We start from the raw sequence: 22750 nt of genomic DNA, 5'->3' as shown, positions 1-22750 counted from the left end.
GAGCGCGGACAACGGATGAGACTGGGCGTCCTGGACATCGGTTCGAATACGGTCCACTTGCTGTTGGTGGACGCGTACCCGGGCGCCCGTCCCGCGGCGTTCGCCACGCACAAGCGGCCGCTGTCCCTCGTCGCCTACCTCGACGGGGACGGAGCCATTACGGAGGCGGGCCAGCGGGAACTGTTGGACTTCGTCCACGAGGCCTCGCGCTTCGCGGTGCGGCACAACGCCCAGGACCTCTTGGCTTTCTGCACGTCGGCCATCCGCGAGGCCGCGAACGGCCAGGAGGTGCTGGACCGGGTCGTGGCGGAGACCGGCGTCCGCCTGACCGAGTTGACCGGAGAGCAGGAGGCCGGAATGACGTATTCGGCCGTCCGCCGCTGGTACGGCTGGTCGCACGAGACGATCCTGGACCTGGACATCGGTGGTGGATCGTTTGAAATGGCGATCGGTTCGGACGAGTTGCCGGCCGTGGCGCGATCCGTTCCCCTCGGCGCCGGCCGCCTCACGCGGGACCGGCTCTCCGGCGACCCGCCCGGCGTGAAGTCCGTCAAGGCACTGTCGGCCCACGTGGCTGAGACGCTGGCCGAGCCGGTCGGGGAGCTGGTCGCCTTCGGGCGCCCCACGCTCGTGGCCGGCACGTCGAAAACGTTCCGCTCGCTGGCCCGCGTCACCGGCGCGGCGCCGAGCGCCGACGGACCCTACGTCAAGCGCGTGCTCCGGCTGGCGGACCTGAAGCTGTGGCGCCACCGGTTGGGTGCCATGAGCGCGGACCAGCGCAGCGAACTGCCGGGGGTTTCCGAGGTCCGGGCGCCGCAGCTGCTTGCCGGCGCGGTCGTGGCGGAGGAGGCCATGAAGGCCTTCGGGATCAAGAGCCTGCGCATCTGCCCGTGGGCGCTGCGCGAGGGACTGATTCTCCGCCGCTTCGACCAATTGATGTTCGACAGTCCCGAGCCGCCGCGTAGTAGCGTGGGAGTCGGCCATGTGGAGCTCGGGCAACAGCCGGGCCTGCCCCAAAAGGATGCCCACCAGTGAGACGGGAAGCCGAGGAATGACCCAGGACAACATCCCAGTGGCGCTTTCCAGCGCGTCCGTCTACCCCCTGAACGTGCACGACGCGTTCGCCCTCGCCAGCGATCTGGGCTACGACGGGGTGGAGGTGCTCGTCACGGGCAACCAGATTTCCCAGCACCCGGGGAAGCTCATGGACCTCAGCGCCCGCTACGACCAGCCGATCATGGCCATCCACGCCCCAACCCTGCTGTTGACCCAGCAGGTGTGGGGCAACGCCTGGAACAAGATCGAGATGTCCGCCGCGATGGCCGAGGAGGTCGGCTGCGACGTGGTTGTGGTGCACCCGCCGTTCCGTTGGCAGGGTACCTATGCGACGGGCTTCGCCGAGGGCGTGGCGCGGATCATGGAGGAACACGGTGTGAAGATCGCCGTCGAGAACATGTACCCCTGGCGCGCCAGGGGCCGCGAGGCGCTGATGTACCTGCCGCACTGGGACCCCGTTCCGCAGCCGTACGACTACGTCACGTGGGACTTCTCGCATGCGGCCATCGCTGACATGGACTCGCACCGGGCGATGGTCGAGCTGGGGGAGCGGCTGAGCCACGTACACCTGTGCGACGGCCGCAACAACAGCAAGGACGAGCACCTCGTGCCGGGCCGCGGAACGCAGCCCGTCGCGGAGGCCATGACGCACCTGCGGGACAGCCGGTGGCAGGGCGTGGTGGCCGTGGAGGTGTCGACCCGACGGGCCAAGGGCGCCGGCGAACGCGAGGAATGGCTGGGCGAGACCCTGGAGTTCGCGCGCCGCCACCTCGCGCCGAACGACGACGCCGCGTCCGACGCGGAAGGGGCCGACGCGGTTCCGGGTGGCCAGGTCGCCGACGCGGACCAGGTGCCGCGGGCACCCTAGCGCCGCAACCCGTGGAACAATGGCGCCATGTCTGCCACGAACCACGAGTACCCCACAGAGACCTTTCCTCACCGCATTGCCTTCCTGGGCACCGGCTCGATGAACGGCGCCATCCTCCGCGGCCTCCTCGCATCCGGAGTGGATCCCACCCGCGTGGTCGCCACGGTGCGGGGCGCGGAGAAGGCCCGGGCCCTTGCCGCGGACACCGGGGTCCACACCCTGGCCACGTCCGAGGACCCCGACGCCAACACCAACGCCGTCCTGGGCGCCGACGTCGTCTTCCTCGGGGTGAAGCCCGTGGGCATCCAGGACCTCTGCCGAGAGATCTCGGGCGCCCTGCGCCCCGGCGCGGTCGTGGTCAGCGTCGCCGCCGCGGTGACCATCGACCTGATCGAGGGGTCGCTCGCCCCGGGACAGCCGGTGGTCCGCAGCATGCCGAACACGCCCATGACGGTCGGCCGCGGCGCGGTGGGCCTCAGCGGGGGCACCAGCGCCACCGACGAACACGTCGAGGTCGTCGTGGGGCTCCTGAAAGGCACCGGGCTGGTGCGTGTGGTTCCCGAATCCCAGTTGGATGCCGTTTCCGCCGTCAGCGGCTCCGGGCCCGCCTACGTCTTCTACCTGGCCGAGGCCATGGCGAAGGCGGGCGTGGATCTGGGGCTCGACGCGGACTTGGCGCGGGACCTGGCGCGCGCCACGGTGGCCGGGGCCGGACTGATGCTCGACGACGAGTCCGCCGACCCCGCGGCGCTGCGCAAGAGCGTCACCAGCCCCAACGGAACCACGGAAAAGGCCATCGCGACGTTCGAAGCGGAGGGTCTGCCGGCGATCGTCTCGCGCGGGGCCCGCGCGGCGTCCGAGCGCGCGGCGGAGATCAGCCGCGAACTGGCCGGCTAAGCCGGCCGGGCCGGACTGTCGGCCCGGCCAACGCCCCTACGGACGTGACGCGAAGCGCTCGAGCAAGTCCACGTGGCCGGAGACGATCAGGATGTCGCGCCGGGTCACCTTGGTGTCGGGCTGCGCGTAGGTGAAGTCCTCGCCCGGACTCTTGACCCCAACCACCGTGACGCCGTATTTGGAACGCACCTGCGATTCGCCCAGCGTGAACCCCTGCGTTTCCTTGGGCGGGTACATCTTCACGATCGCGAAGCCATCGTCGAACTCGATGAAGTCCAGCATCCGGCCGCCGACCAGGTGGGCAGCTCGGACACCGGCGTCGGCCTCGGGGTAGATGACGTGGTTGGCACCGATCCGGCTGAGGATCTTGCCGTGGGACGGCGTGATGGCCTTGACCCAAAGGTGCTCGATCCCCAGATCCACGAGGTTGACGGTGATCAGCACCGACGATTCGATCGAGGTGCCCACGCCGACAACGGCGGAGGTGAAGTCCTGGGCGCCGAGCTGGCGCAGGGCGTCGACGTTCGTCGCGTCCGCCTCCACCACGTGCGTCAGGGTCCCCGCCCACTTCTGGACCAGTTCGGCGTTGCGCTCGATGGCCAACACCTCGCGGCCCTGGCGAACCAGCTGCTCCGCGACGGCGGAACCGAACCGGCCCAGGCCGATCACCAGCACCGGGGCGTTGTGGTTCGTCTTGTTCTCAGCCAATGATCGGCCTCTCGTCGGGGAAGTGGTACAGCTGGTCGCGCTGGCGCAGCGTGAGCGCCGCGGCCAGTGTAATGGTGCCGATGCGCCCGGCGAACATCAGGGCGGAGAGCACGTACTTGCCCGACGGCGGGAGCTCCGCGCTGAGGTTGGTGCTGAGTCCCACGGTGGCGAACGCGGAGATGGTCTCGAACAGGACGCGGTCCAGCGGCTCGTCGGTGATGCCGAGGAGCAAGCCCGCCGCGACGCTGACGAGCGTGGCGCCCAACGCCACCACCGAGATCGCCACGCGCATGGTGCCCTCCGGAATGCGGCGGCCGAACGCCTTGACGTCCGTGTCGCCTCGCGCCTCCGCGGCGATCGCCAGGAACATGACGGCGATGGTCGTGACCTTGATGCCGCCCGCCGTGGACGCGGAACCGCCGCCGGCGAACATCAGTGCATCGGTGAAGAGCATGGTGGAGGATTCGAGCTGGTTCTGGTCCACGAGGTTGAAGCCCCCCGAGCGGGTCATCACCGAGGCGAAAACGGCGTTGATGACCTTGTCGCCGTCGTTCATCCCCCCGATGGTCGACGCGTTCTGCCACTCGAGAATGCCCCAGACCAGGGCACCGGCGGCGAAGAGGATGCCGGTGACCGTCAGCGTCAGCTTGGTGTGCAGGGTCCATTGCCGGATCTTGGGGCCGAACGTCACCAACACCATCAGCACGGGGAAGCCGAGGCTGCCGATCAGCACGCCGATCATCAGCGGGACCAGGATCCACAGGTCCGTCTCGTAGGGGATCAGTCCGTCGCTGTGTGGCGTGAATCCGCCGTTGTTGAAGGCCGAGATGGCATAGAAGGTTCCGTGCCACAGGGCCTGTCCAAACGGTTCGCCGAGGACCATGAAGCGCGGGGTGAGCATGGCGGCCAGCAAAAGCTCGATCACCACGGAGGTGGTGATGACGATGCGCAAGAGCGTGCCGACCTCGCCCAGGCGGCCGACGTTTTGCGTGTTCATCGACTGCTGCGCCAACAGTTTGCCGCGCACGCCCAGGCGCCTGCTGACCGCCAGGGACAGCAGCGACGCCAGCGTCATGATGCCCAGGCCGCCGACGAAGATGCCCACCAGGATGACCACCTGGCCGAAGAAGGACCAGTGGTCCGCGGTCGAGACCACGGTCAGGCCCGTGACGCAGACGGCGGAGACCGCCGTGAATAGCGCATCGTGGAGCGGCGTCATGTGGCCGTCGGCTGCGGACGCCGGCAAAGACAGCAGCAGCGTGAAGACCGTGATGACGAGGAAGAACACCGCGAGTGCCAAACGGGCCGGCGACGCGGCCGCGAGCGTATCGACGAAGTCCCGCGCGCCGGTCAGGGCGCGCGCGAACACGCCGAGGCCCGTGGGGCGTGACGTCTGTTGCGGTGCGGGCATGGTACCGGTCGGCTCCGTGGCGTGCTCGGGCGCAGGACCCTCCTGTCGCCAGCTCTCAGTAAACCACCTCGACGCCGCCCCGGCGGGAGTCCGCCCGTGACGACGGCCACGTCTCACTGGGCGCCCGGGGGCCGCATTCGCGTAGCCTGAGGTGTGATGAGCAACAACACGGTGCCGGCACCGCCCACGCGGATCGTCTGGAGTGCGGACATGATGGCCTATCACTTCGGGGACGGCCATCCCATGCACCCGGCGCGACTGGACCTGACGATGCGGCTCTCGCGGTCATTGGGACTCATCGATTTGCCAAACATCGGCCTCATCGAGCCCCGGGTTGCGGGCGACGACATCCTGGCCGGCGTCCACGACCGCGACTACATCCAAGCGGTCCGCCATGTCAGCGAACACCCCGACGAGCCGAACGAGGAACGCGGACTCGGGACCGACGACAATCCGCTGTTCGCGGGGATCCACGAGGCCAGCGCGAGGTTGGCCGGCGGATCGCTGGCGGCGGCCGAATCGGTTCTCGACGAAACGGCCGTGCACGCGGTCAACTTCGGGGGCGGCATGCACCACGCCGCCCGCGGGCGGGCCAGCGGATTCTGCATCTACAACGACACGGCGGTCGCCATCACACGGCTGCTCGATTCCGGGGTGTCGCGTGTCCTCTATGTCGATGTCGACGCGCACCACGGCGACGGGACGCAGAGCCTTTTCTGGAACGACCCGAGGGTCATGACCGTGTCGCTGCACGAATCGGGAATGTCCTTGTTCCCGGGTACCGGATTCGCCAATGAGACAGGTGGTCCCGGGGCGCCGGGCACGGCCGTGAACGTGGCGTTGCCGGCCCGCACGACCGACGCGGCGTGGTTGCGGGCCTTCCACGCCGTGGTCCCGCAGCTGACCGCGGCCTTTGCGCCGGAGGTGATTGTCAGCCAACACGGATGCGACGGCCACCGGGAGGACATGCTGAGCAACCTCCGGCTGAGCGTCGACGGGCAGCGCCAGAACATGCTGGACATCCGGGACCTCGCGGATCGTTTCTGCGGCGGTCGCTGGATCGCCACCGGCGGCGGCGGGTACAATCTCACGCACGTCGTTCCCAGGGCCTGGAGCCATCTGGTGGCCATCGCGGCGGGCAAGCCCGTGCCGCTGACGATGCGGGTTCCCGAACCCTGGCGCGAGTACGTTACCGATCGCTATGGCCTCGCCGCGCCGGTGACCATGGGCGACGACGCCGACGTCTGGTGGCGTTCGTGGGAGGTCGGCTACGATCCCGCCGATCCGGTGGACCGGACGATCATGGCCACCCGGAAGGAAATCTTCCCGCTGCACGGGCTGGATCCCTGGTTTGACTGACCCTTGGGCCGGATGCCTATTGCCCCCCGCGGCAAAATGCTTGCCAGCGTATATGCGGATAAGGTGATGGGATGGCCATCGACGATGTTTTCCCTGTTATCGCTGAACCCACGCGGCGCCGCATCCTGGACGCGCTGCGGCCGGGGGACCGCTCGGTAGGGGAGCTGGTCGACACCCTGGGCGTCAGCCAACCGACGGTTTCGAAGCACCTGAAAGTGCTGCGCGAGGCCGGACTGGTGACGACCCGTGCGGACGGCCAACGTCGGTTCTACGCCGTGGATCCCGGCGTGTTCCAGGATGCGGCGGCCTGGCTGACGTCGTTTGTTCCGGTAGCGGACGCCGCGGCCGACGTCGTTCCCGCCGTGCCGTTCGCGGCGCCCCGGGCGCGTCCCGGGACCGCGCGCGTACCCATGGTTGCATCGGCGCCGGGCGTACACGCCGAACTGGCCACGGTTCCGGCGATGCCGGGCCAGCCCGGCCAGCAACTTGGGCGGACCGTTGGCCGCACTGTTGAGCAGGTCACCGGCAGGGCGCAGGACCTCCTGGATCGGCTTCCGAAACCCAAGTTCGGGCGGAGGCGCTAGCGGCGAACATCTTCCGCGCCATGTGACGGTGGACTCAGAGTTACGCGTCGATCCGGCGTTTGTTGCCGCGCGTTGGCCGCGCCGGTGCCTTCCGTGGGAGGGTGTCGTGGCGAAAGAAACGCGCAGGCGCACAGCTTGCGTCGGGACCCACAACGTCGGGAGAACCACATGGAACAGCACCTAGCGAAGATCCGCGAAGAGGTTTTCTTCCGCAACCCGGGGGAAGCCGAGTTCCACCAGGCGGTCACCGAGGTGTTCGAGAGTCTGGACCCGGTGGTGGCACGCCATCCCGAATACGCCGACGCCGCCGTCCTCCAGCGCATGTGCGAGCCGGAACGCCAGATCATCTTCCGCGTCGCGTGGACCGACGACAACGGTCGGGTGCGGATCAACCGCGGATTCCGCGTCGAGTTCAACTCCGCACTGGGGCCGTTCAAGGGCGGACTGCGCTTCCACCCCTCCGTGTATCTGGGGATCGTGAAGTTCCTCGGCTTCGAGCAGATCTTCAAGAACGCGCTGACCGGCATGCCGATCGGTGGCGGCAAGGGCGGATCCGACTTCGACCCCCGCGGCAAGTCCGACGCGGAGGTCATGCGCTTCTGTCAGTCGTTCATGACCGAGCTCTACCGCCACATCGGCGAGTACACGGACGTCCCAGCCGGCGACATCGGCGTGGGCGGACGCGAGATCGGCTATCTCTTCGGCCAGTACAAACGCATCACCAACCGCTACGAGTCCGGCGTGCTCACGGGCAAGGGAACCGGCTGGGGCGGATCCCTGGTTCGACCCGAGGCAACGGGCTTCGGCGCCGTGCTCTTCGCCGAGGAGATGCTCAAGACCCGCGGGGCGAGCTTCGACGGACAGACCGTGCTGGTCTCCGGATCGGGCAACGTCGCGCTGAACGCCATCGGGAAGGCCCAGCAGTTGGGCGCCCGTGCCATCACCGCCTCGGACTCCTCCGGCTACATCGTCGACGAGGCCGGGATCGACTTGGCCCTGTTGCGGGAAATCAAGGAGGTCGAGCGCGGACGCGTCAGCGAATACGCCGCACGCCGCGGCGCCTCCGTGAAGTACGTCGAAGGCGGCAGCGTCTGGGACGTCGACGGAACCGTGGCACTGCCGTCGGCGACGCAGAACGAGCTCGACGACGTCGCCGCCAAGCGTCTGGTCGAACGCGGCGTCGTGGCCGTTGCCGAGGGTGCCAACATGCCGTGCACCGCCTCGGCCACCGCGATCTTCCAGGAAGCCGGCGTGCTCTTCGGCCCGGGCAAGGCCGCCAACGCAGGAGGCGTGGCAACCTCGGCGTTGGAGATGCAGCAGAACGCCAGCCGGGACTCGTGGAGCTTCGACTACACGGAGCAGCGGCTGGCCAACATCATGGTCGATATCCATGCTCGCTGTGCCGAGACGGCCGAGGAATACGGCATGCCGGGCAACTACGTCGCCGGAGCCAATATCGCCGGCTTCGTCAAGGTCGCCGACGCGATGCTGGCCCTCGGCGTCGTTTAGCGGCGCCGTCCGACGCCGCGGCGTGGGACGGCGCCGGAAACTACACGCCGATCCGCCGTCGGCGGTCACCCCTCCTGCGGAGGTCGCGGTTGAGCCGCCGGTCGCCCTGATACAGGATGGTGGTCCAATCCGCGGTCTCCGGTGTGGCCTCGGGCCGCTCGGCCGCCGGGGCGCTCCTTTTCCGCGGTGCCACGAAGAGCCAGGACACGAGTCCGAGCGACATGTCCGCGATGGAGTTCTTGATGCCGATGTAGGCGCGGATCGCGAAGGCGGCCAGTAGCGCGTTGATCCCCGCGAAGGCGGCGTTGCCCCAGTTTTCTCCCTCGATGTCGCGCCACAGCGTGAGTAGGGAGAACGCGACGATCAGGTACGGGACCAAGACGTAGACGCCGGGGGCCGCCGTGCGGTCGCGGACCTTGGGCGTGCGCGCGAAGGGGATTTTGGCGCCGGTGAAGGCCTGCTGGATGGACTTGGCGACACCGGCGATGTTCACGGGAAGGAGAACGAGGTTGAAGCCGTAGATCCGGAAGATGTCGCTGAAGCGGTGGCCGCAGTCCCGCAGGTCGCTCCCCATGCAGAGGAAGTAGGGAACGGCGGCCGCGAAGATCAGCGGGCTCAGCAGCCTGCTGTCGTAGGGGTAGGCCAGCAGGAAGACCAGTCCCAGGCTCGCCCAGGCGATCGAGGACATGTAGTTCGTCCGCAGGAGCACTTCCCTGAAGCCGAGGCGTTCGTGGCGGTGGCGGCGCTCCCGGAGTTGCGCCCAGAACTTGGGCATGATCAGCAGGCCGCCGTTCGCCCACCGCCGTCGCTGCACCACGAGGGACCCGAAGTCCGGTGGCGTGGCGCTGTAGCTGAGGCGCTCGGGATAGTTGGAAAGCCCCCAGCCGTGCGTGCCGAGGTCGATGCTGGACTCCGTGTCCTCGATGACGGTCCGGTCCTGGATGTAGGTCCGGATTTCGTGCCCGCCCACCGTGTTGACCTCGACGATGTCCATGAGGGCGCGCTTGCGGATGACGGCGTTGGCCCCCACCCAGAAGGTCGCGTTGTAGCGGGTCTTGCCCTGGTGCAGAATGTGCTGGATGTCCGTCGTCGCGCCGGCGATGCGCTCGATCCTCGTCGGTGCGCCGCGGAACGAGGAGTACGGCGTCTGCGTGACCGCGATGCGGGCGTTCTCCTCCGACTCCAGGAAGTACACCAGCCGCAGGCAGTAGTCGCGCAGCAGCAACGAATCGGCGTCGAGCGTCAACAGGTATTCGGAATCCGGCACCTGCAGGATCCCGTCGAGGGGGCCCTGGTCCGCGGCGTCGTCCGGTGCCTCGCGCAGCACCAGATTGTCCCCGAGCTGTTCCGACCGCCATGACTTGCCCATGAGTGAGATGTAGGAGTTCAGGTTCATGGCCTTGTTGGCTTCCTGGGACAGGCTGGCGAAACGCTTGCGCTCGAAGTGCCCGAGGTCCGCTTTGAAGATCCGGACCAGGCGGAGGTGGAGTTCCTCCATGCGGTCCGCCTCCGGCGCCTCCCGCTGGGCGGCCGCGGCCTCCAGGGCAAGCAGCGTCAACCGGAGTTCGCGGGACAGGCCCATGAGCACCGAGTCGACGAAGAACTCGTCCACATGGTCGTGGACCTGCTCGGTTTCCGCCATGGAGTCGATCCATTCGGCGGAGCGTCGGTAGCTGGCAGCCAACCCCTCCAAGAGGGTGGTGTCCTCCGCACCGGCGGAACGGCGAATGCGGAACGACTCGAGGGCCAGGGCGGCGGCGCGGTGGGGAGCGTCGAGCGCTGCCTGGATCTCGCCGCTCAACCGTCGCGTCTCCTCGAGCCGGAGGCGGACCTGCGGATCGTCGGGAAATGGCGCGTCGTCGATCAACAGGACGATCCGCAGTGACGGAAACTCCTGCAGGGCGGCGGACCACAGCGTTCCGCGGACCACCGATGGCTCCTCGGCGTAGCTGGGAACCAGGACCGTGATGCCCTGGTCGTGGTCGCGGAAGTGCCGGTCCAGCTCGCCGCGCGGAACCCGCCGGTGTTCGGCGAAGCGGTGCAGGGCGCCCTGCCGGGCCGTGAGGTACATCAGGGCGGAGAACGTCAGGAACGTGACCACCACCAGGTACAGCACGGCTTCGAACTGGAAGCGGAAGCCGACGTTGGGATTGTTGGCCAGCTGGCGCAGGATCGTGGAGACGACGTAGGCGATCCACGCGAGAATCGTGGAAACGATGGCTACGCGCCCCCAGGCCAGCTTCGCAGTGGAAGGCCGCGGGTGAACGAGCGAGAGCGGTTCCGACCGTTTCTCCGCTCCCCACTGGCGGCGGCGCGGTCCGGCGCCGGTGTCGGTCTCATCGCTGGTCGTGGCGGCATCGACAATCGTCTTGTTCATGGTTTCCCCAATTTCCCCCGAAATACGCGATCCCCATCGCGGTCACGCAACGAATGACGCGTGACTTGGGACAACCTTAGCGCAGGGGGCTAGTATGTCCATGGGTACGTGCCGGGAAGCGCGGACGACGGCCGGATGGGGATCCGACCGAAGCCGCGGCCGACACCGTACCCGCGTGGCGGAGGGGTTCCGTCACCGATACCTTGGGGGAAATATGGCATCGATATTCGAGGGCCGACGCCTGTCGCCGACCCGTCTCATCATCGTTCTCGCGGTCGTGTGTGGATTGGCTGCCGCCTCCGTTCTGGTCTGGGGCAAGGCGCAGGACTCAGCCGCCGCGGGGCAGGGCCGGCAGTGGTTCGGCTCCTACGTGGATGCGACCTCGACTCCGTTCTACGACATCGGCGGCAACGTGGCTCCGGGGGAGCGGGTCGTGCTGGCGTTCGCCGTCGCGGATCTGGAGGAGCCGTGCCAGCCATCGTGGGGAAGCTTCTACACAATGGATTCGGCGGCCGAGACTTTCGATCTGGACCGGCGTGCGGCCCGCGTGCGGGAGGCCGGGGGCGAGATCGTCGTCTCGACCGGGGGGCTGCTCAACGACGAACCGGCCACCGCGTGTTCGGACCCGGTGGCCCTGCGGGCGGCCTACGCGGCGTTGCTTGACCGCTACGAGTCGAAGACGCTGGACCTGGATATCGAAGGCGACGACCTGACGGACGCCGACGGCGGAGAACGCCGGGCATTGGCGGTCGCCGGGTTGCAGTCGGACCGCGCGGCAGGTGGCGAGCCCCTGGAGGTTTGGCTGACGCTGCCGGCCGCCACTTTCGGTCTGACGGCGGAGGGGCTTGCGGAGGTCGACCGCATGCTGGACGCAGGTCTCGACCTGGCTGGCGTCAATCTCATGACCATGAACTACGGCGAGTCCCGGGCGCCCGGCGATTCGATGGCCGACGCGGCGATCCAGACCGCCCGCAGCGCCCACGCCCAGCTGGCTCAGGCGTACGCCGAGCGCGACCAGCGGATCGGCGAACAGAGCCTCTGGCGCAAGATCGGCCTGACGCCCATGATCGGCCAGAACGACCTCCTGGGCGAAATACTCACGACCGACGACGCCGAGTCACTGAACCGGTTCGCCGTCGAGGTGAACGTGGGCAGGATGTCCTTCTGGTCCGCGAACCGCGACCAGGCCTGCGGCCCGAATTTCCCCGACGCCACCCGCGTTTCCAACAACTGCAGCGGCACCGCGCAGACCCCCGGGGAATTCGCACAGATTCTATCGCGTGGCATCGGGAAGGCCGCCCCCGAGAACCGCGCACCGGCGTCGTCCGCGCCGGCGCCCGCGCCCGTCGAATCGGCCATCGTCGACAACCCGGCCACCAGCCCCTACCCGGTCTGGAACCAGGAGGCGACCTTCGTCGAGGGCGACAGAGCCGTCTGGCGGGGCAATGTCTACGAGGCCAAGTGGTGGAACGAGGACGTGGCACCCGACGCGCCAGTGGGTAACGCGGGAGTCACGCCGTGGACATTGGTCGGTCCCGTGCTGCCCGGCGACAAGCCCCGTCCCGTTGTCGCGGCTCCCGCCGGGCTCTATCCCGAATGGTCGCCTACGGACGTGTACGTCAAGAGGGATCGGATCGTGTTCGACGGGCGCGTCATGGAATCCAAGTGGTGGAACACGGCGCAGAGTCCCGAGGCGGCCATGCAGGGCTCGCAGGACTCGCCGTGGAAACTCCTGAACAACGTCGAGGTGCAGGCCATCCTCGACGCGCAGGAGTCCGCTTCCGCTCCGGCCAAGAACCCCGTCCCCTCGAAGACACCCGCGCCGTCCAAGAAGCCCGCACCGGCGACCCCATCCAGTCCGGCCGGGAAGCCCGCCTCCACCACCCCTTCCCCGTGACGGTCGCCGCACGCCCGGACCGGGCGGTCTCGACCGGCGGCCGGGCCGCGGGTCTGCGACGATGAGGGCATGGAACTGACCGATCCGCCGGAAGCGCGCCTCGTGGGATCCGGCGATTCGCCGGAGGACGACGCGGACGCCTACCGGGAACTCGCGGCGGACATCGCCTCCGGCGTCGCCGTCGTGGCCACGCGGGAGCGCGGGCACGACGTCGCCGCGACGGTGACCGGCTACCTCGATGTCTCCTGCGACCCGCCGACCATGCTGGTGTCCCTGTACGGTGACGGGCGCATCGCCGACGCGGTCCAGTCCGCCGGCTACTGGACGCTGTCCTTGTTGGCGGCCGACCAGCAAGGCATCGCCAACTGGCTGGCAAGCCCCGGGAACCCGGTCTTCGGGCTGTTGAACCAGGTGCCCTTCCGGCGCGCCCCCGCCACCGGCGCAGCCGTCGTCGAGGGTGCCCTGGCGTGGTTCGAGCTCCGCACGGTGGACACGATGCAGGCCGCCACGCATCTGGTCATCGTGGGAGAGGTGGTGTCCATGGGGAGGGGCATGGAATCCGGACGGGCGGACGATCCGCTGGTGCACTTCGCGAGCGACTACCGTGGCCTGCGCCGCGCCCCGGGCATCTAGGGGTGGCGCGCCACAGCCGACCAGGACCCGAGCCCATGCTCGAGGTCCTTTGCCATTTCCAGGCGGCCCTGAAGGCGTGCGAACACCCGGTGACGGGAATCGGGCGGGGCGGCCGGAGTAGGCTCCGCACCGAAAGGGATCACCATGACCACCACGGCCGAGACCCGCGCCCTCCCCAACGCCAACGAACGGATCGATTCCTTCACCGAGACCCCCGGGCAGCTCGTGGACGAACTGCCCGCCACCGCGGCGAACTGGTCGTGGTCATGCGCACCTACTTCGAGAAGCCGCGGACCACCGTGGGCTGGAAGGGCCTGATCAACGACCCCGCCCTGGACGGCAGCCACGACATCGCCGGGGGTCTGCGCACCGCCCGCCGGTTCCTGCTCGACGTCGGCGCCCTCGGCTTGCCCGCCGCCACCGAGTTCCTCGAGCCGATGAGTCCGCAGTACCTCGCGGACCTCGTGCCCTGGGGAGCCATCGGCGCGCGGACGACGGAATGCCAGATCCGCCGCCAACTGGTGTCGGAGCTGTCCATGCCGGTGGGCTTCAAAAACGGCACCGACGGCGGACTGCAGGTCGCATTGGACGCGTGCTCGGCCGCCGCCGCAGAGCTTCCTGTGGATGGACGACGGCGGCCGCGCCAGTCTCGGCGCGACCCGCGGCAACCGGGATGCCCATGTGGTGCTGCGTGGCGGCGCGAACGGCCCCAACCACGGCGAAAGCGACGTTGCCGCGGCGTCCGCGCAACTGGGCGTCGCGAGGGGTGAATCCGCGCCTGGTGATCGACGCCAGCCACGCCAACTGCGGCAAGTCCCACGTACGCCATGCCACGGTACTCGGTGACTTGGCGCGACGAATCGGGACGGGAGAGCGAGGTATTGCCGGCGTGACGGCGGAGAGCTTCCTGGTCGACGGGACCCAAAAGTTGGCCCCGGGGGGGACCGACGGGCCACTCGTTTACGGGCAGTCGGTCCACGGACGCGTGCATGGGGTGGGACACCACCCGGGGGCTGCTGGCCGACCTGGCGAAGGCGATTCGTAGGCGGTCGTGAATCCCCTGACCAGGGGTTTCACTTTTGCCACACCAGCCACTACTGTGAGCATGGACGGCTCATGCCCACGGAGGCAATGAACGCGCCGCCATCAAACGATGGAATCTGCCCGGATCAGGAGACAATTGGGGATGGCTGACGCTAGGAACTTCTCGGACGCGCAATTCATGACGGTGGGCGAGGTCGCCGACGTGATGCGGGTTTCGAAGATGACGGTGTACCGGCTGGTGCACTCGGGGGAGCTCCCCGCCGTCCGGTTCGGCCGTTCGTACCGCGTTCCGGAGACGGCCGTCGGGGATTACCTGCGAACCGCCCGCGTCGAGGGGACCTCGGAGACCGCCTGAGTCCCGTGGTCCGAGACGCGCGCCGGAACAGGGTAATCTGTTAAGGAACGTTTAACGTCCATGTTGGTTGCGCCCGGTTGCCCCGCGGTCGGAAAGCAACCACCAACCAACAGTCTGTGAGGAACCAATGGGCTCTGTTATCAAGAAGCGCCGCAAGCGTATGGCCAAGAAGAAGCACCGCAAGTTGCTTCGCAAGACCCGCCACCAGCGCCGCAACAAGAAGTAGCGTTCCGTCGTTCTCAACGACGCGCGAACGACGGCGGGGCCGCACCGAATCGGTGCGGCCCCGCCGTCGTTCCATGTCCCGGACGTTCAGGACCGGCGCAGGACTGCCAGTGCGCGCCACAGACCGTAGGCGGCGCCGGAAACCGTGGCGGCCTTCAGGCCCAGGGTCGCGGCGGCCCGTCCGGTGCGGAAGTCGTAGACCGGCCAGCTGTGCCGCGCGGCGTGGCGGCGCAGGCGCCCGTCTGGATTGATGGCAACGGGATGACCCACGGCCTCAAGCAGCGGGACGTCGTTGTGGGAATCGCTGTAGGCCCAGCAGCGCCGCAGATCCAGGCCGTCGCGTAGCGCCAGATCGCGCACCGCCTCCGCTTTGGCCTCCCCGTGCAGGATTTCGCCCACCAGCCGTCCCGTGTAGACGCCCGCGTCCTGCTCCACGATGGTGCCCAATGCGCCGGTCAGGCCGAGGCGGCGCGAGATCACGGACGCGACCTCCAGTGGAGTCGCCGTCACCAGCCAGACGTTGCGTCCCGCGCGGAGGTGCTGGTCTGCCAGAGCGCGCGTACCCGGCCAGATGTTGGAGGCGATGAATTCGTCGAAGACCTCGTCGCCGAGCGCCGTCATGTCGTCGACCAGGAACCCGGCGGCCAGTGCGAGGGCCTCGTCGCGGATCTTATGGATTTCCATCAGGTTTTCGCCGGCGACGATGAACCGTGCCTGCCTGAACGCGAAGAGGGCGGCCTGCCGGAAGCTGAAGACGCCGCGCGCATGGAGTTTCCGGGCGACGGCGAAGAGACTGGCACCGCGCATCATGGTGTTGTCGACGTCGAAGAACGCCGCCTCCGCGCCGGACATGTGGCGCACCGGCGACGTCACGGCGCGGCCGGTCTTCGGCTGGGGCATGCCGCCAGTCTAAGGCAAACGGGAGCGCACGGATCGTGTCGGCGACCGTCACGCACGTGGGGCCCGGAGGGGAGCGGCGGTAGATTGGAACCATGGATCCTGCCACCAGTCCTCGCGTCGAATTGCTGACCCGCGAGGGATGCCACCTCTGCGAGGCGGCCCACGAAACCGTTGCCGCCGTCGCCGAGCGCCTTGGCGTCGAGTGGGCCGAGCGCCGCATCGACGACGATCCAGAGCTCGTGGCGCGGCACGGCGAGGAAATTCCGGTGCTGCTCATCGATGGCGTGCCTCGGGACTTCTGGGTCATCGACCCCGCGCGACTCGAACGGCTGCTGACCGCGTGAGGAAACCGGACAAGCCGCTTCCCGAAGCCACCTTGGGGCGTATGACCATGTACCTCCGGGCACTGGATGCCCTCGGCGCGGACGGAATCGAAACCGTGTCCTCCGAACGGCTCGGGGACGCAGCCGGCGTGAACTCGGCGATCCTCCGCAAGGACCTTTCCCTGCTCGGCACGTTCGGGACACGCGGCGTGGGCTACGAAGTGGGGGTGTTGGCCCGTTTCATCTCGGAGACCCTGGGGCTAACCCGCGACTGGCGCGTCGCAATCCTCGGAGCCGGTAACCTGGGCCGCGCGCTCACCGGTTATGCGGGATTCCGGAGCGCCGGCTTCAGCCTGGTGGCCGTGATGGATGGCGCGCCGGACCTGATCGGGCGGCCGATCGCCGACCTGACCGTCCTCGACTCCGCGGAGTTGGAAAACGTTTTTCCCGAACTCGGCGTCAACATGGCCGTCCTCGCCGTCCCAGGGCCCGCCGCCCAGGAACTTTGCGACCGCGTGGTGAGCGCCGGCGTCGTGAACATCCTGAACTTCGCGCCCGTTGTTCTCCAGGTTCCGGAGGGCGTGCGGATCCGCAAGGTGGACATGGCGCGAGAGTTGCAGATCCTCGCCTACCACGCGGTGAACGCCACCAGCCAGCCGTCGGTCTGAGCGGCCCGGGCGACTGCCCCCGCGAGCGGGCCATCCTGAGCGGCTTTGGCCCTCGCTGAACGGCTTTGCGGGAACCGGCCGGCCCTGACTAGGGAGTTTCCGGGGTAGGGCTTGCAAAGCCGCTCACGACGGTCCGAGCCGGATCCGGAGGCTACCGCCCGTAACCGCCGTAACCGCCGTAACCACCGTGTTGGGCCTTGCGCGCCGCGATATACGCGCTGGACGGCTTGAGCCAAGCGAAGACGATGCCGGCCGCGCCCAGCAGCACGGTGATCACACCGGTCCAGTCGCCGGTGGCCGCACCGGCGAGTCCAAACAGGGAGACCGCCGCGAAGACGGTGCCGGTAATCCGCGCGCCGTTGCTGCCCTTGCGGATGAAGAACGCGATCAACGCGTAGATCGCGGCACTGAGGATGATGGCGACCATGCCGATGGCCTTGACCACCGGCACCATCGCGGCGGTGTCGAACCCGGCCTCCTCTAGCTGAGCGCGCGTCGCCGGGTCCTGCGCCATCGCCTGCTCGATGATCGACTCCGCCATTCCCGGGATGAGGAGCAGCGCCAGGCCGGAGAGGAGCGTCAGGACGCCGGCGGCCAGAATGAGCCAGAACGAGATGTCCAGCTCCTTCGGCCGGACCAGCGGTTCCGAGGGTCCTCCCAAGCCGGCGCTGCCGGGCATCGGCTGTTGGTAACCGTAGGCCTGGCCCGGCTCACCGTAGGGCGAGGGGCCCACCGGAGGCACCTGCCCGTAGTGGCCGTACGACGACGGCGCGGCCGGGCCCTGCTGGCCGTACTGGCCGGGCTGTCCGCCGGGCGCCTGGCCCTCGGGAAGCCGCTGGCCGTAGCGCGGTGGTTCCGGAACTTCTGGGGTGTTGTCGGGGGTGCTCATGGTTCCTCCTGCGCGGAATGGATGCTGCTTCCCACGATATCCGCAGGCACACCGTCCGCCGCATCATCACGCCGGACGATTCGGACCAACCGACGGCGTGCCCAAGGCGCAGCAAAAGGTTCCCGGAACCGCCCGTGATGCTTGTCATGCGCTCGTTTTAGGCGACGGCCACATTGTTTGAGACACTGGATGCATGCCTACTGCGACGGTTCACCTTCTCCGCCACGGGGAAGTCCACAACCCGGACAAGGTGCTTTACGGGCGGCTTCCCGAGTTCCACCTGTCCGCGCTGGGCCGCGCCATGGCCGACCGCGTCGCCGGGCACTTCGCCGCCAGGCGCGACGCCGGTTCCAACATCGTGCGTCTTGTCGCGTCCCCGCTGACGCGCGCGCAGGAGACGGCCGCGCCGACGTCGTCCGCACTTGGCCTGGACATAGTCACCGAGCCGCGCATCATCGAGGCCGCCAACTACTTCGAGGGTCTGTCCGGCATCAAGGGCCAACTGCGCAATCCGCGGCATTGGCCGGCGCTGGTCAACCCCATCCGGCCCTCGTGGGGCGAGCCCTACGGCGAGCAGGTCGCCCGCGTGATGGAGGCCGTGCGGGAGCACCGCGACGCCGCTGTCGAACTCGGTGGACCCGGCGCGGAGGCGATTCTCGTGGCGCACCAGCTGCCCATCTGGGTGACGCGCCTCGCCGCGGAGAACCGACGCCTCTGGCACGACCCACGCAAGCGCGAGTGCACGCTTGCCTCCATCACCAGCCTGGAGTTCGACGGCGACCACCTCGCCGCCGTGCGCTACTCGGAGCCGTGCTTCGACCTGCTGGCCAACGCCGCGAACATCCCCGGAGCCTGACCATGCCCCTGCAGTCGTCCCTGTCCCCGCGCCCGAACCGCCGATCCATCCTGCGCGCGGCGGCACTCTTCGCGGCGGCTGTCCCGCTGGCGGCGTGTTCCGCTGTCGAGGACCCGCTGGCGGCGCAGGCCCGCGCAGGCAACAACAAGAACTACATCGCCGGCGACGGATCCGTGGAGGAGTACGCGGCCGAGTCCCGCGGCGAGGCCGTTCAGGTCACGGGCACGACGTACGACGGCGACGCGGTGGACTCCGCCGCCTGGGCCGGCCAGGTCACTGTCCTGAACTTCTGGTACGCGGCCTGCGCGCCGTGCCGCGTCGAGGCCCCCCACATGGCCGAACTCAGCAAGGAGTTCGCGGACCAGGGCGTCGAGTTCATCGGCGTGAACGTGCGCGACGAGGAACCGACCGCCTCGGCGTTCGAGCGGACCTTCGGCATCGAGTACCCCTCCATGCCGGACCGCGACGGCGCGATCCTTTTGGCCATGACGGAGTTCGTCCCCCCGCAGGCCGTTCCCACCACGTTGGTGATTGACAAGCGGGGCAGGGTCGCCGCCAGGATCCTCGGCGTCGCCGAGAAGAACACCCTGAAGACGCTGATCGCCGACCGGGTCGCCGAGACCTCGTGAGTCCACTTGTTTCCACTGGTTTGGGCGGCATCGCGGCCCAAGCCAACCCGTTCGCCGAGGTGGTCCAGGACGGCTCGCTGCTGCTTGCCGTCCCGGTGGCCATCCTCGCCGGGCTGGTCTCCTTCCTGTCGCCGTGCGTGCTGCCGCTCGTGCCCGGATACCTCGGGTACGTGACGGGGCTGACCGGGGCGGACCTCGAGGAGCAGAAGCGCGGGCGAATGGTGGCGGGGATCGGGTTGTTCATCCTCGGCTTCACCGCCGTGTTCATGCTGGCCGGCGTCCTCTTTGCGCAGCTCTCCATTTGGCTGCGGTTCCAGGGCGCGTGGGTCACGCAGCTGCTCGGCGTCGTCGTGATTGTGCTGGGAATCGTGTTTCTGGGCGGACTCGGCTGGCTGCAGAACGACCGCAAGATCCACGCGCGGCCACCCGCCGGGCTGTGGGGCGCCCCCGTGCTGGGGGTGACGTTCGGCCTCGGCTGGGCGCCCTGCATCGGTCCGACCCTCGCAGCGGTCCTGGCGCTCAGCAGCGGCGCCAACCCGGATCCCGCCAAGGCCGCGACCCTCACGTTCGCCTACTGCGTGGGACTGGGACTGCCGTTCCTGCTCATCGCCGTCGGCCTGCGCCGGGGCATGGGCGCGCTCGCGTTCTTCCGCCGCCACCAGCGCACCGTGATGCGCTTCGGCGGAGCCATGCTCATCCTGCTTGGCCTCCTGATGGCCACCGGGCTCTGGGGTACGTGGGTGACGCAGCTGCAGGACTGGTTCGCCAACGAGGTGAGGTTGCCGATTTGATGACCGAGACGAAGACCCCCAAAAAAGACGCCACGATGCCGGCGCTCGGCCTCGTCGGCATGCTCCGTTGGGCGTGGACCCAGCTCACCAGCATGCGGACCGCACTGTTCCTGCTGCTGCTGCTCGCCGTGGCCGCGGTGCCCGGCTCGCTTTTCCCGCAGCGTCCGGTGAACCCGGCACTGGTCTCCGACTACCTGGCCAACAACCCAGTCCTGGGGGAGTGGCTGGACCGGTTCCAGCTGTTCGACGTGTACTCGTCCGTCTGGTTCTCCGCGATCTACCTGCTGCTTTTCGCGTCGCTGATCGGCTGCGTCATCCCCCGCGCCAAGAAGCACTGGCAGGCGCTCAAGACGCCGCCGCCGCGTACGCCCGCGCGCCTGTCCCGCCTACCCGAGCACGGCACCGTCGCGCTCGGTCCGGAGGACGACGGCGGCCCGTCGTCCGCCGCCGTCGTCTCCCGCGTCGCCGCGCTGCTGAAAAAGCGCGGGTACCGCGTCCAGGAACGTCCCGACGGGGCCGTTCCCTCCATCGGTGCGGAGCGCGGCTACGTCCGCGAAATCGGCAATCTGGTGTTCCATACGTCTCTGATCGGCCTGCTCGCGTCCGTCGCGATCGGTGGCGCCTTCGGCTACAGCGGCCAGCGCCTGGTGGTGGAGGGCGAGTCGTTCGTCAACACGCTGGTCGCCTACGACGCGTTCTCGCCCGGGACGGCGTTCAACGAGGACGCGCTCCGTCCGTTCTCCGTGGTGTTGGACAAGTTCGAGGTCGAATTCGACCGCGAATCGAAAACCCACTACGGCCAGCCGATCGACTTCACCGCCAGCGTCACCACCCGGGAGCCCGGCGGCGAACCCACGCAGGAGGAACTGAAGGTCAACCACCCGCTGCGCATCGGAGGTTCCGACGTCTATCTGGTCGGCAACGGCTACGCGCCGGTGATGACCGTCAAGGACGGCAACGGCGACATCGCCTACCGGGGTCCGGTCATCGGCGTCCCGCAGGACGGCGTCTATACGTCCCTCGTGGTGCTCAAGGCGCCCGACGCGCGCCCGGAGCAGCTGGGGTTCGTCGGGTTGTTCCTGCCCACGGCGGGCGAGTCCAACGGCATCGGAATCTCCTTGGATCCCGCACCGGCCCTCCCGCAGCTGCAGCTCAACTCGTACTACGGCGACCTCGGGCTGGACGGTGGGGACCCGCAGAACGTCTACGTTCTGGACACCGACGAACTCACCGAACTGAACAGCCGCAACCTGGATGCCGGCGGGCTGGTGCTCAACGCCGGCCAGACGCTCCAGCTGCCCGACGGAAGGGGATCCATCTCCTTCGACGGACTCAAGCGCTACGTTGCGCTGGACATCCACCACGATCCCGGCAAGGTGCCCGTGGCCACCTTCGCGGCGCTGGCGCTCCTGGGGCTCGGCGTCTCGCTGTTCACCCCGCGCCGACGGCTTTGGGTCAAAGTGGTCCCGGCCGGACCGTCGGTCCCGGGTACCCCGGCCGACTCCGGCGTCGCCGCCGGCACAGACGCTCCGCGGGGCGGGCGTATCATCGAATACGGGCTCCTGGCCCGCGGCGAGGATCCGCGGGTATCGGTGGAAGCCAAGGAAATCCAGAAGATTCTCGAGCGTGAATGGTCCGGTTACGACCGGGCGAAAGTCTAGGAGACCGAAACCATGCCCTCCATCAACGCAGACCTTGGCGCCTACAGCGACCTCTTCATGCTGCTGGCCGCAATGGCCTACGCCGTCGCGTTCATTGCCTTCACGTGGGACCTCGCCAAGTCCAGCGCCACCATCCGCCAGCTCGAGTCGGAGGCCCTGGCCACCGAGGCGAGGCAGCTGGCCCACGCCGGCGCGGGCGCCTCCGGCGGTCGGCCCGGCGACGCGGGCACCGGCGCGCACGGCGGACACGGCGAACCGCTGGTTCACGAGTCCATGGAATACACCGCCGGATCCCGCAAGCGTTCCGCCGCTCGCATCGCGGTGTCCGTCGCGTGGATCGCCGTGGCCATCCACGCCTTCGCCGTCGTCAGCCGGGGAATCGCCGCCGCACGCGTGCCGTGGGGCAACATGTACGAGTTCCTCTCCACCGGCGCCCTGGTGGTCGCCGTCGTGTTCCTGCTGACCTTGATCCGCAAGGACCTGCGCTTCATGGGGACGTTCGTCATCGGACTCGTCGTCCTGATGCTGTGTGCCGCGACGATGGGTTTCCCGACGCCGGTCGCGCACTTGGTTCCGGCGCTGCAGAGCCCGTGGCTGGTCATCCACGTCTCCATCGCGGTCTTCGCCTCGGCACTGTTCACCATCACTTTCGCGATGGGGGTCCTGCAGCTGGTGCAGCACGAACGCCAGAGCCGGCTGGCTGCGGGCAAGCCCGACAAGCTCGCGTTCCTCCGTCTGGTGCCCAGCGCCGCGGCCCTGGAGAACTTCGCGTACCGGATCAACGCCGTCGCGTTCGTGATGTGGACGTTCACCGTGATGGCGGGCGCGGTGTGGGCGGAGGCGGCCTGGGGACGCTACTGGGGGTGGGACACCAAGGAGGTCTGGAGCTTCGTGATCTGGGTGGTCTACGCCGGCTACCTGCACGCCCGGGCCACGCGGGGCTGGACGGGTTCACGCTCGGCCTGGCTGAGCATCATCGGCTACCTGTGCCTGGTCTTCAACTTCACCGTCGTGAACATCTACTTCAACGGCCTGCACTCCTACGCCGGGGTCTAACCCGCACGGCCGCCCGCACCGGCCGCCCGCACCGGCCGCCGTCGTGCATTGTGG

The 22750-nt window shown here is 68.5% G+C and carries 22 protein-coding genes and 1 pseudogene; 18 read left to right on the top strand and 5 right to left on the bottom strand.

Annotated features, from left to right (window positions below; all coding sequences use genetic code 11):
• The first annotated feature begins 15 nt into the window (after positions 1–15).
• Genes AC0QSG_RS08480 through proC form a run of 3 tightly spaced genes read left to right on the top strand, consistent with a single transcriptional unit; the run spans position 16 to position 2821 of the window.
• Positions 16–1035: a Ppx/GppA phosphatase family protein gene (locus AC0QSG_RS08480; protein ID WP_435727228.1), complete on the top strand. Its 1020-nt coding sequence runs from the start codon at positions 16–18 to the stop codon at positions 1033–1035.
• A 16-nt stretch (positions 1036–1051) separates the two neighbouring features.
• On the top strand, positions 1052–1924 hold the full coding sequence (locus AC0QSG_RS08475; protein WP_435727227.1) for a sugar phosphate isomerase/epimerase family protein: 873 nt from the start codon (positions 1052–1054) through the stop codon (positions 1922–1924).
• 27 nt (positions 1925–1951) lie between these two features.
• Entirely contained in the window at positions 1952–2821 is an 870-nt protein-coding gene (gene proC, locus AC0QSG_RS08470; RefSeq protein ID WP_475375048.1) for a pyrroline-5-carboxylate reductase, read from the top strand.
• Positions 2822–2857: 36 nt separating this feature from the next.
• Here the strand turns inward: proC and AC0QSG_RS08465 are convergent, their stop codons facing one another.
• The gene (locus tag AC0QSG_RS08465) at positions 2858–3496 is read right to left on the bottom strand and encodes a potassium channel family protein (RefSeq protein ID WP_435727347.1); all 639 of its coding nucleotides are present in this window, start codon (positions 3494–3496) and stop codon (positions 2858–2860) included.
• A gap of 25 nt (positions 3497–3521) precedes the next feature.
• Positions 3522–4940, bottom strand: coding sequence for a TrkH family potassium uptake protein (locus tag AC0QSG_RS08460; RefSeq protein ID WP_475375047.1), 1419 nt, complete (start codon positions 4938–4940; stop codon positions 3522–3524).
• Between the two features lie 156 nt (positions 4941–5096).
• On the opposite strand from AC0QSG_RS08460, the gene AC0QSG_RS08455 reads away from it, so the two are divergent.
• The 3 genes from AC0QSG_RS08455 (at position 5097) to gdhA (ending at position 8392) form a co-directional block, all read left to right on the top strand.
• A complete protein-coding gene (locus tag AC0QSG_RS08455; protein ID WP_475375046.1) occupies positions 5097–6299 on the top strand; it encodes an acetoin utilization protein AcuC in 1203 nt (400 codons plus the stop codon).
• A 71-nt stretch (positions 6300–6370) separates the two neighbouring features.
• Positions 6371–6883, top strand: a complete 513-nt coding sequence (locus AC0QSG_RS08450; RefSeq protein WP_475375045.1) for an ArsR/SmtB family transcription factor — start codon at positions 6371–6373, stop codon at positions 6881–6883.
• Positions 6884–7051: 168 nt separating this feature from the next.
• A complete protein-coding gene (gene gdhA, locus AC0QSG_RS08445) occupies positions 7052–8392 on the top strand; it encodes an NADP-specific glutamate dehydrogenase (protein ID WP_475375044.1) in 1341 nt (446 codons plus the stop codon).
• A gap of 40 nt (positions 8393–8432) precedes the next feature.
• Here gdhA and AC0QSG_RS08440 read toward each other — a convergent pair whose 3' ends face one another.
• Positions 8433–10769, bottom strand: a complete 2337-nt coding sequence (locus AC0QSG_RS08440) for a glycosyltransferase family 2 protein (protein WP_475375043.1) — start codon at positions 10767–10769, stop codon at positions 8433–8435.
• A 214-nt stretch (positions 10770–10983) separates the two neighbouring features.
• Between AC0QSG_RS08440 and AC0QSG_RS08435 the strand changes: the two genes are divergently transcribed.
• The 5 genes and pseudogenes from AC0QSG_RS08435 (at position 10984) to AC0QSG_RS08415 (ending at position 14924) form a co-directional block, all read left to right on the top strand.
• Entirely contained in the window at positions 10984–12666 is a 1683-nt protein-coding gene (locus tag AC0QSG_RS08435) for a chitinase (RefSeq protein WP_475375042.1), read from the top strand.
• A gap of 69 nt (positions 12667–12735) precedes the next feature.
• Complete coding sequence (locus tag AC0QSG_RS08430; protein WP_475375041.1) at positions 12736–13299, top strand: flavin reductase family protein; 564 nt, start codon at positions 12736–12738, stop codon at positions 13297–13299.
• A 239-nt stretch (positions 13300–13538) separates the two neighbouring features.
• Positions 13539–14354 (top strand): annotated as a pseudogene (locus tag AC0QSG_RS08425) (3-deoxy-7-phosphoheptulonate synthase); the annotation flags it as partial.
• 131 nt (positions 14355–14485) lie between these two features.
• On the top strand, positions 14486–14698 hold the full coding sequence (locus AC0QSG_RS08420; protein WP_475375040.1) for a helix-turn-helix domain-containing protein: 213 nt from the start codon (positions 14486–14488) through the stop codon (positions 14696–14698).
• 127 nt (positions 14699–14825) lie between these two features.
• Positions 14826–14924, top strand: coding sequence for a 30S ribosomal protein bS22 (locus tag AC0QSG_RS08415; protein ID WP_003792170.1), 99 nt, complete (start codon positions 14826–14828; stop codon positions 14922–14924).
• Between the two features lie 86 nt (positions 14925–15010).
• On the opposite strand, the gene AC0QSG_RS08410 is transcribed toward AC0QSG_RS08415, so the two are convergent.
• Positions 15011–15823, bottom strand: a complete 813-nt coding sequence (locus AC0QSG_RS08410) for an HAD family hydrolase (protein ID WP_475375039.1) — start codon at positions 15821–15823, stop codon at positions 15011–15013.
• 92 nt (positions 15824–15915) lie between these two features.
• Between AC0QSG_RS08410 and AC0QSG_RS08405 the strand changes: the two genes are divergently transcribed.
• Positions 15916–16167 carry a glutaredoxin family protein gene (locus tag AC0QSG_RS08405; protein ID WP_475375038.1) on the top strand — a complete coding sequence of 84 codons (252 nt, stop codon included), beginning with the start codon at positions 15916–15918 and terminating at the stop codon, positions 16165–16167.
• The gene (locus AC0QSG_RS08400) at positions 16164–16814 is read left to right on the top strand and encodes a redox-sensing transcriptional repressor Rex (protein ID WP_475375037.1); all 651 of its coding nucleotides are present in this window, start codon (positions 16164–16166) and stop codon (positions 16812–16814) included. Before AC0QSG_RS08405 ends, AC0QSG_RS08400 begins: the two co-directional genes overlap by 4 nt.
• 151 nt (positions 16815–16965) lie before the next feature.
• On the opposite strand, the gene AC0QSG_RS08395 is transcribed toward AC0QSG_RS08400, so the two are convergent.
• Positions 16966–17703, bottom strand: coding sequence for a hypothetical protein (locus AC0QSG_RS08395; RefSeq protein ID WP_475375036.1), 738 nt, complete (start codon positions 17701–17703; stop codon positions 16966–16968).
• A gap of 193 nt (positions 17704–17896) precedes the next feature.
• Here AC0QSG_RS08395 and AC0QSG_RS08390 point away from each other — a divergent pair, with 193 nt between their 5' ends.
• From AC0QSG_RS08390 to ccsB, 5 genes are read left to right on the top strand one after another with little or no spacing between them, the layout of a single operon-like run.
• Positions 17897–18559 carry a histidine phosphatase family protein gene (locus tag AC0QSG_RS08390; protein ID WP_435727212.1) on the top strand — a complete coding sequence of 221 codons (663 nt, stop codon included), beginning with the start codon at positions 17897–17899 and terminating at the stop codon, positions 18557–18559.
• Positions 18560–18561: 2 nt separating this feature from the next.
• Positions 18562–19188: a TlpA family protein disulfide reductase gene (locus AC0QSG_RS08385; RefSeq protein ID WP_435727211.1), complete on the top strand. Its 627-nt coding sequence runs from the start codon at positions 18562–18564 to the stop codon at positions 19186–19188.
• Positions 19185–19979 carry a cytochrome c biogenesis CcdA family protein gene (locus tag AC0QSG_RS08380; protein ID WP_435727210.1) on the top strand — a complete coding sequence of 265 codons (795 nt, stop codon included), beginning with the start codon at positions 19185–19187 and terminating at the stop codon, positions 19977–19979. Before AC0QSG_RS08385 ends, AC0QSG_RS08380 begins: the two co-directional genes overlap by 4 nt.
• On the top strand, positions 19979–21640 hold the full coding sequence (gene resB / locus AC0QSG_RS08375) for a cytochrome c biogenesis protein ResB (protein WP_475375035.1): 1662 nt from the start codon (positions 19979–19981) through the stop codon (positions 21638–21640). Before AC0QSG_RS08380 ends, resB begins: the two co-directional genes overlap by 1 nt.
• A 12-nt stretch (positions 21641–21652) precedes the next feature.
• A complete protein-coding gene (gene ccsB, locus AC0QSG_RS08370; protein WP_475375034.1) occupies positions 21653–22696 on the top strand; it encodes a c-type cytochrome biogenesis protein CcsB in 1044 nt (347 codons plus the stop codon).
• Positions 22697–22750 lie beyond the last annotated feature (54 nt).

Source organism: Arthrobacter sp. LT660 (assembly GCF_056172845.1).
The sequence above is the reverse complement of the archived record's forward strand: the minus strand, read 5'-3'. Positions and strand labels throughout refer to the sequence as shown.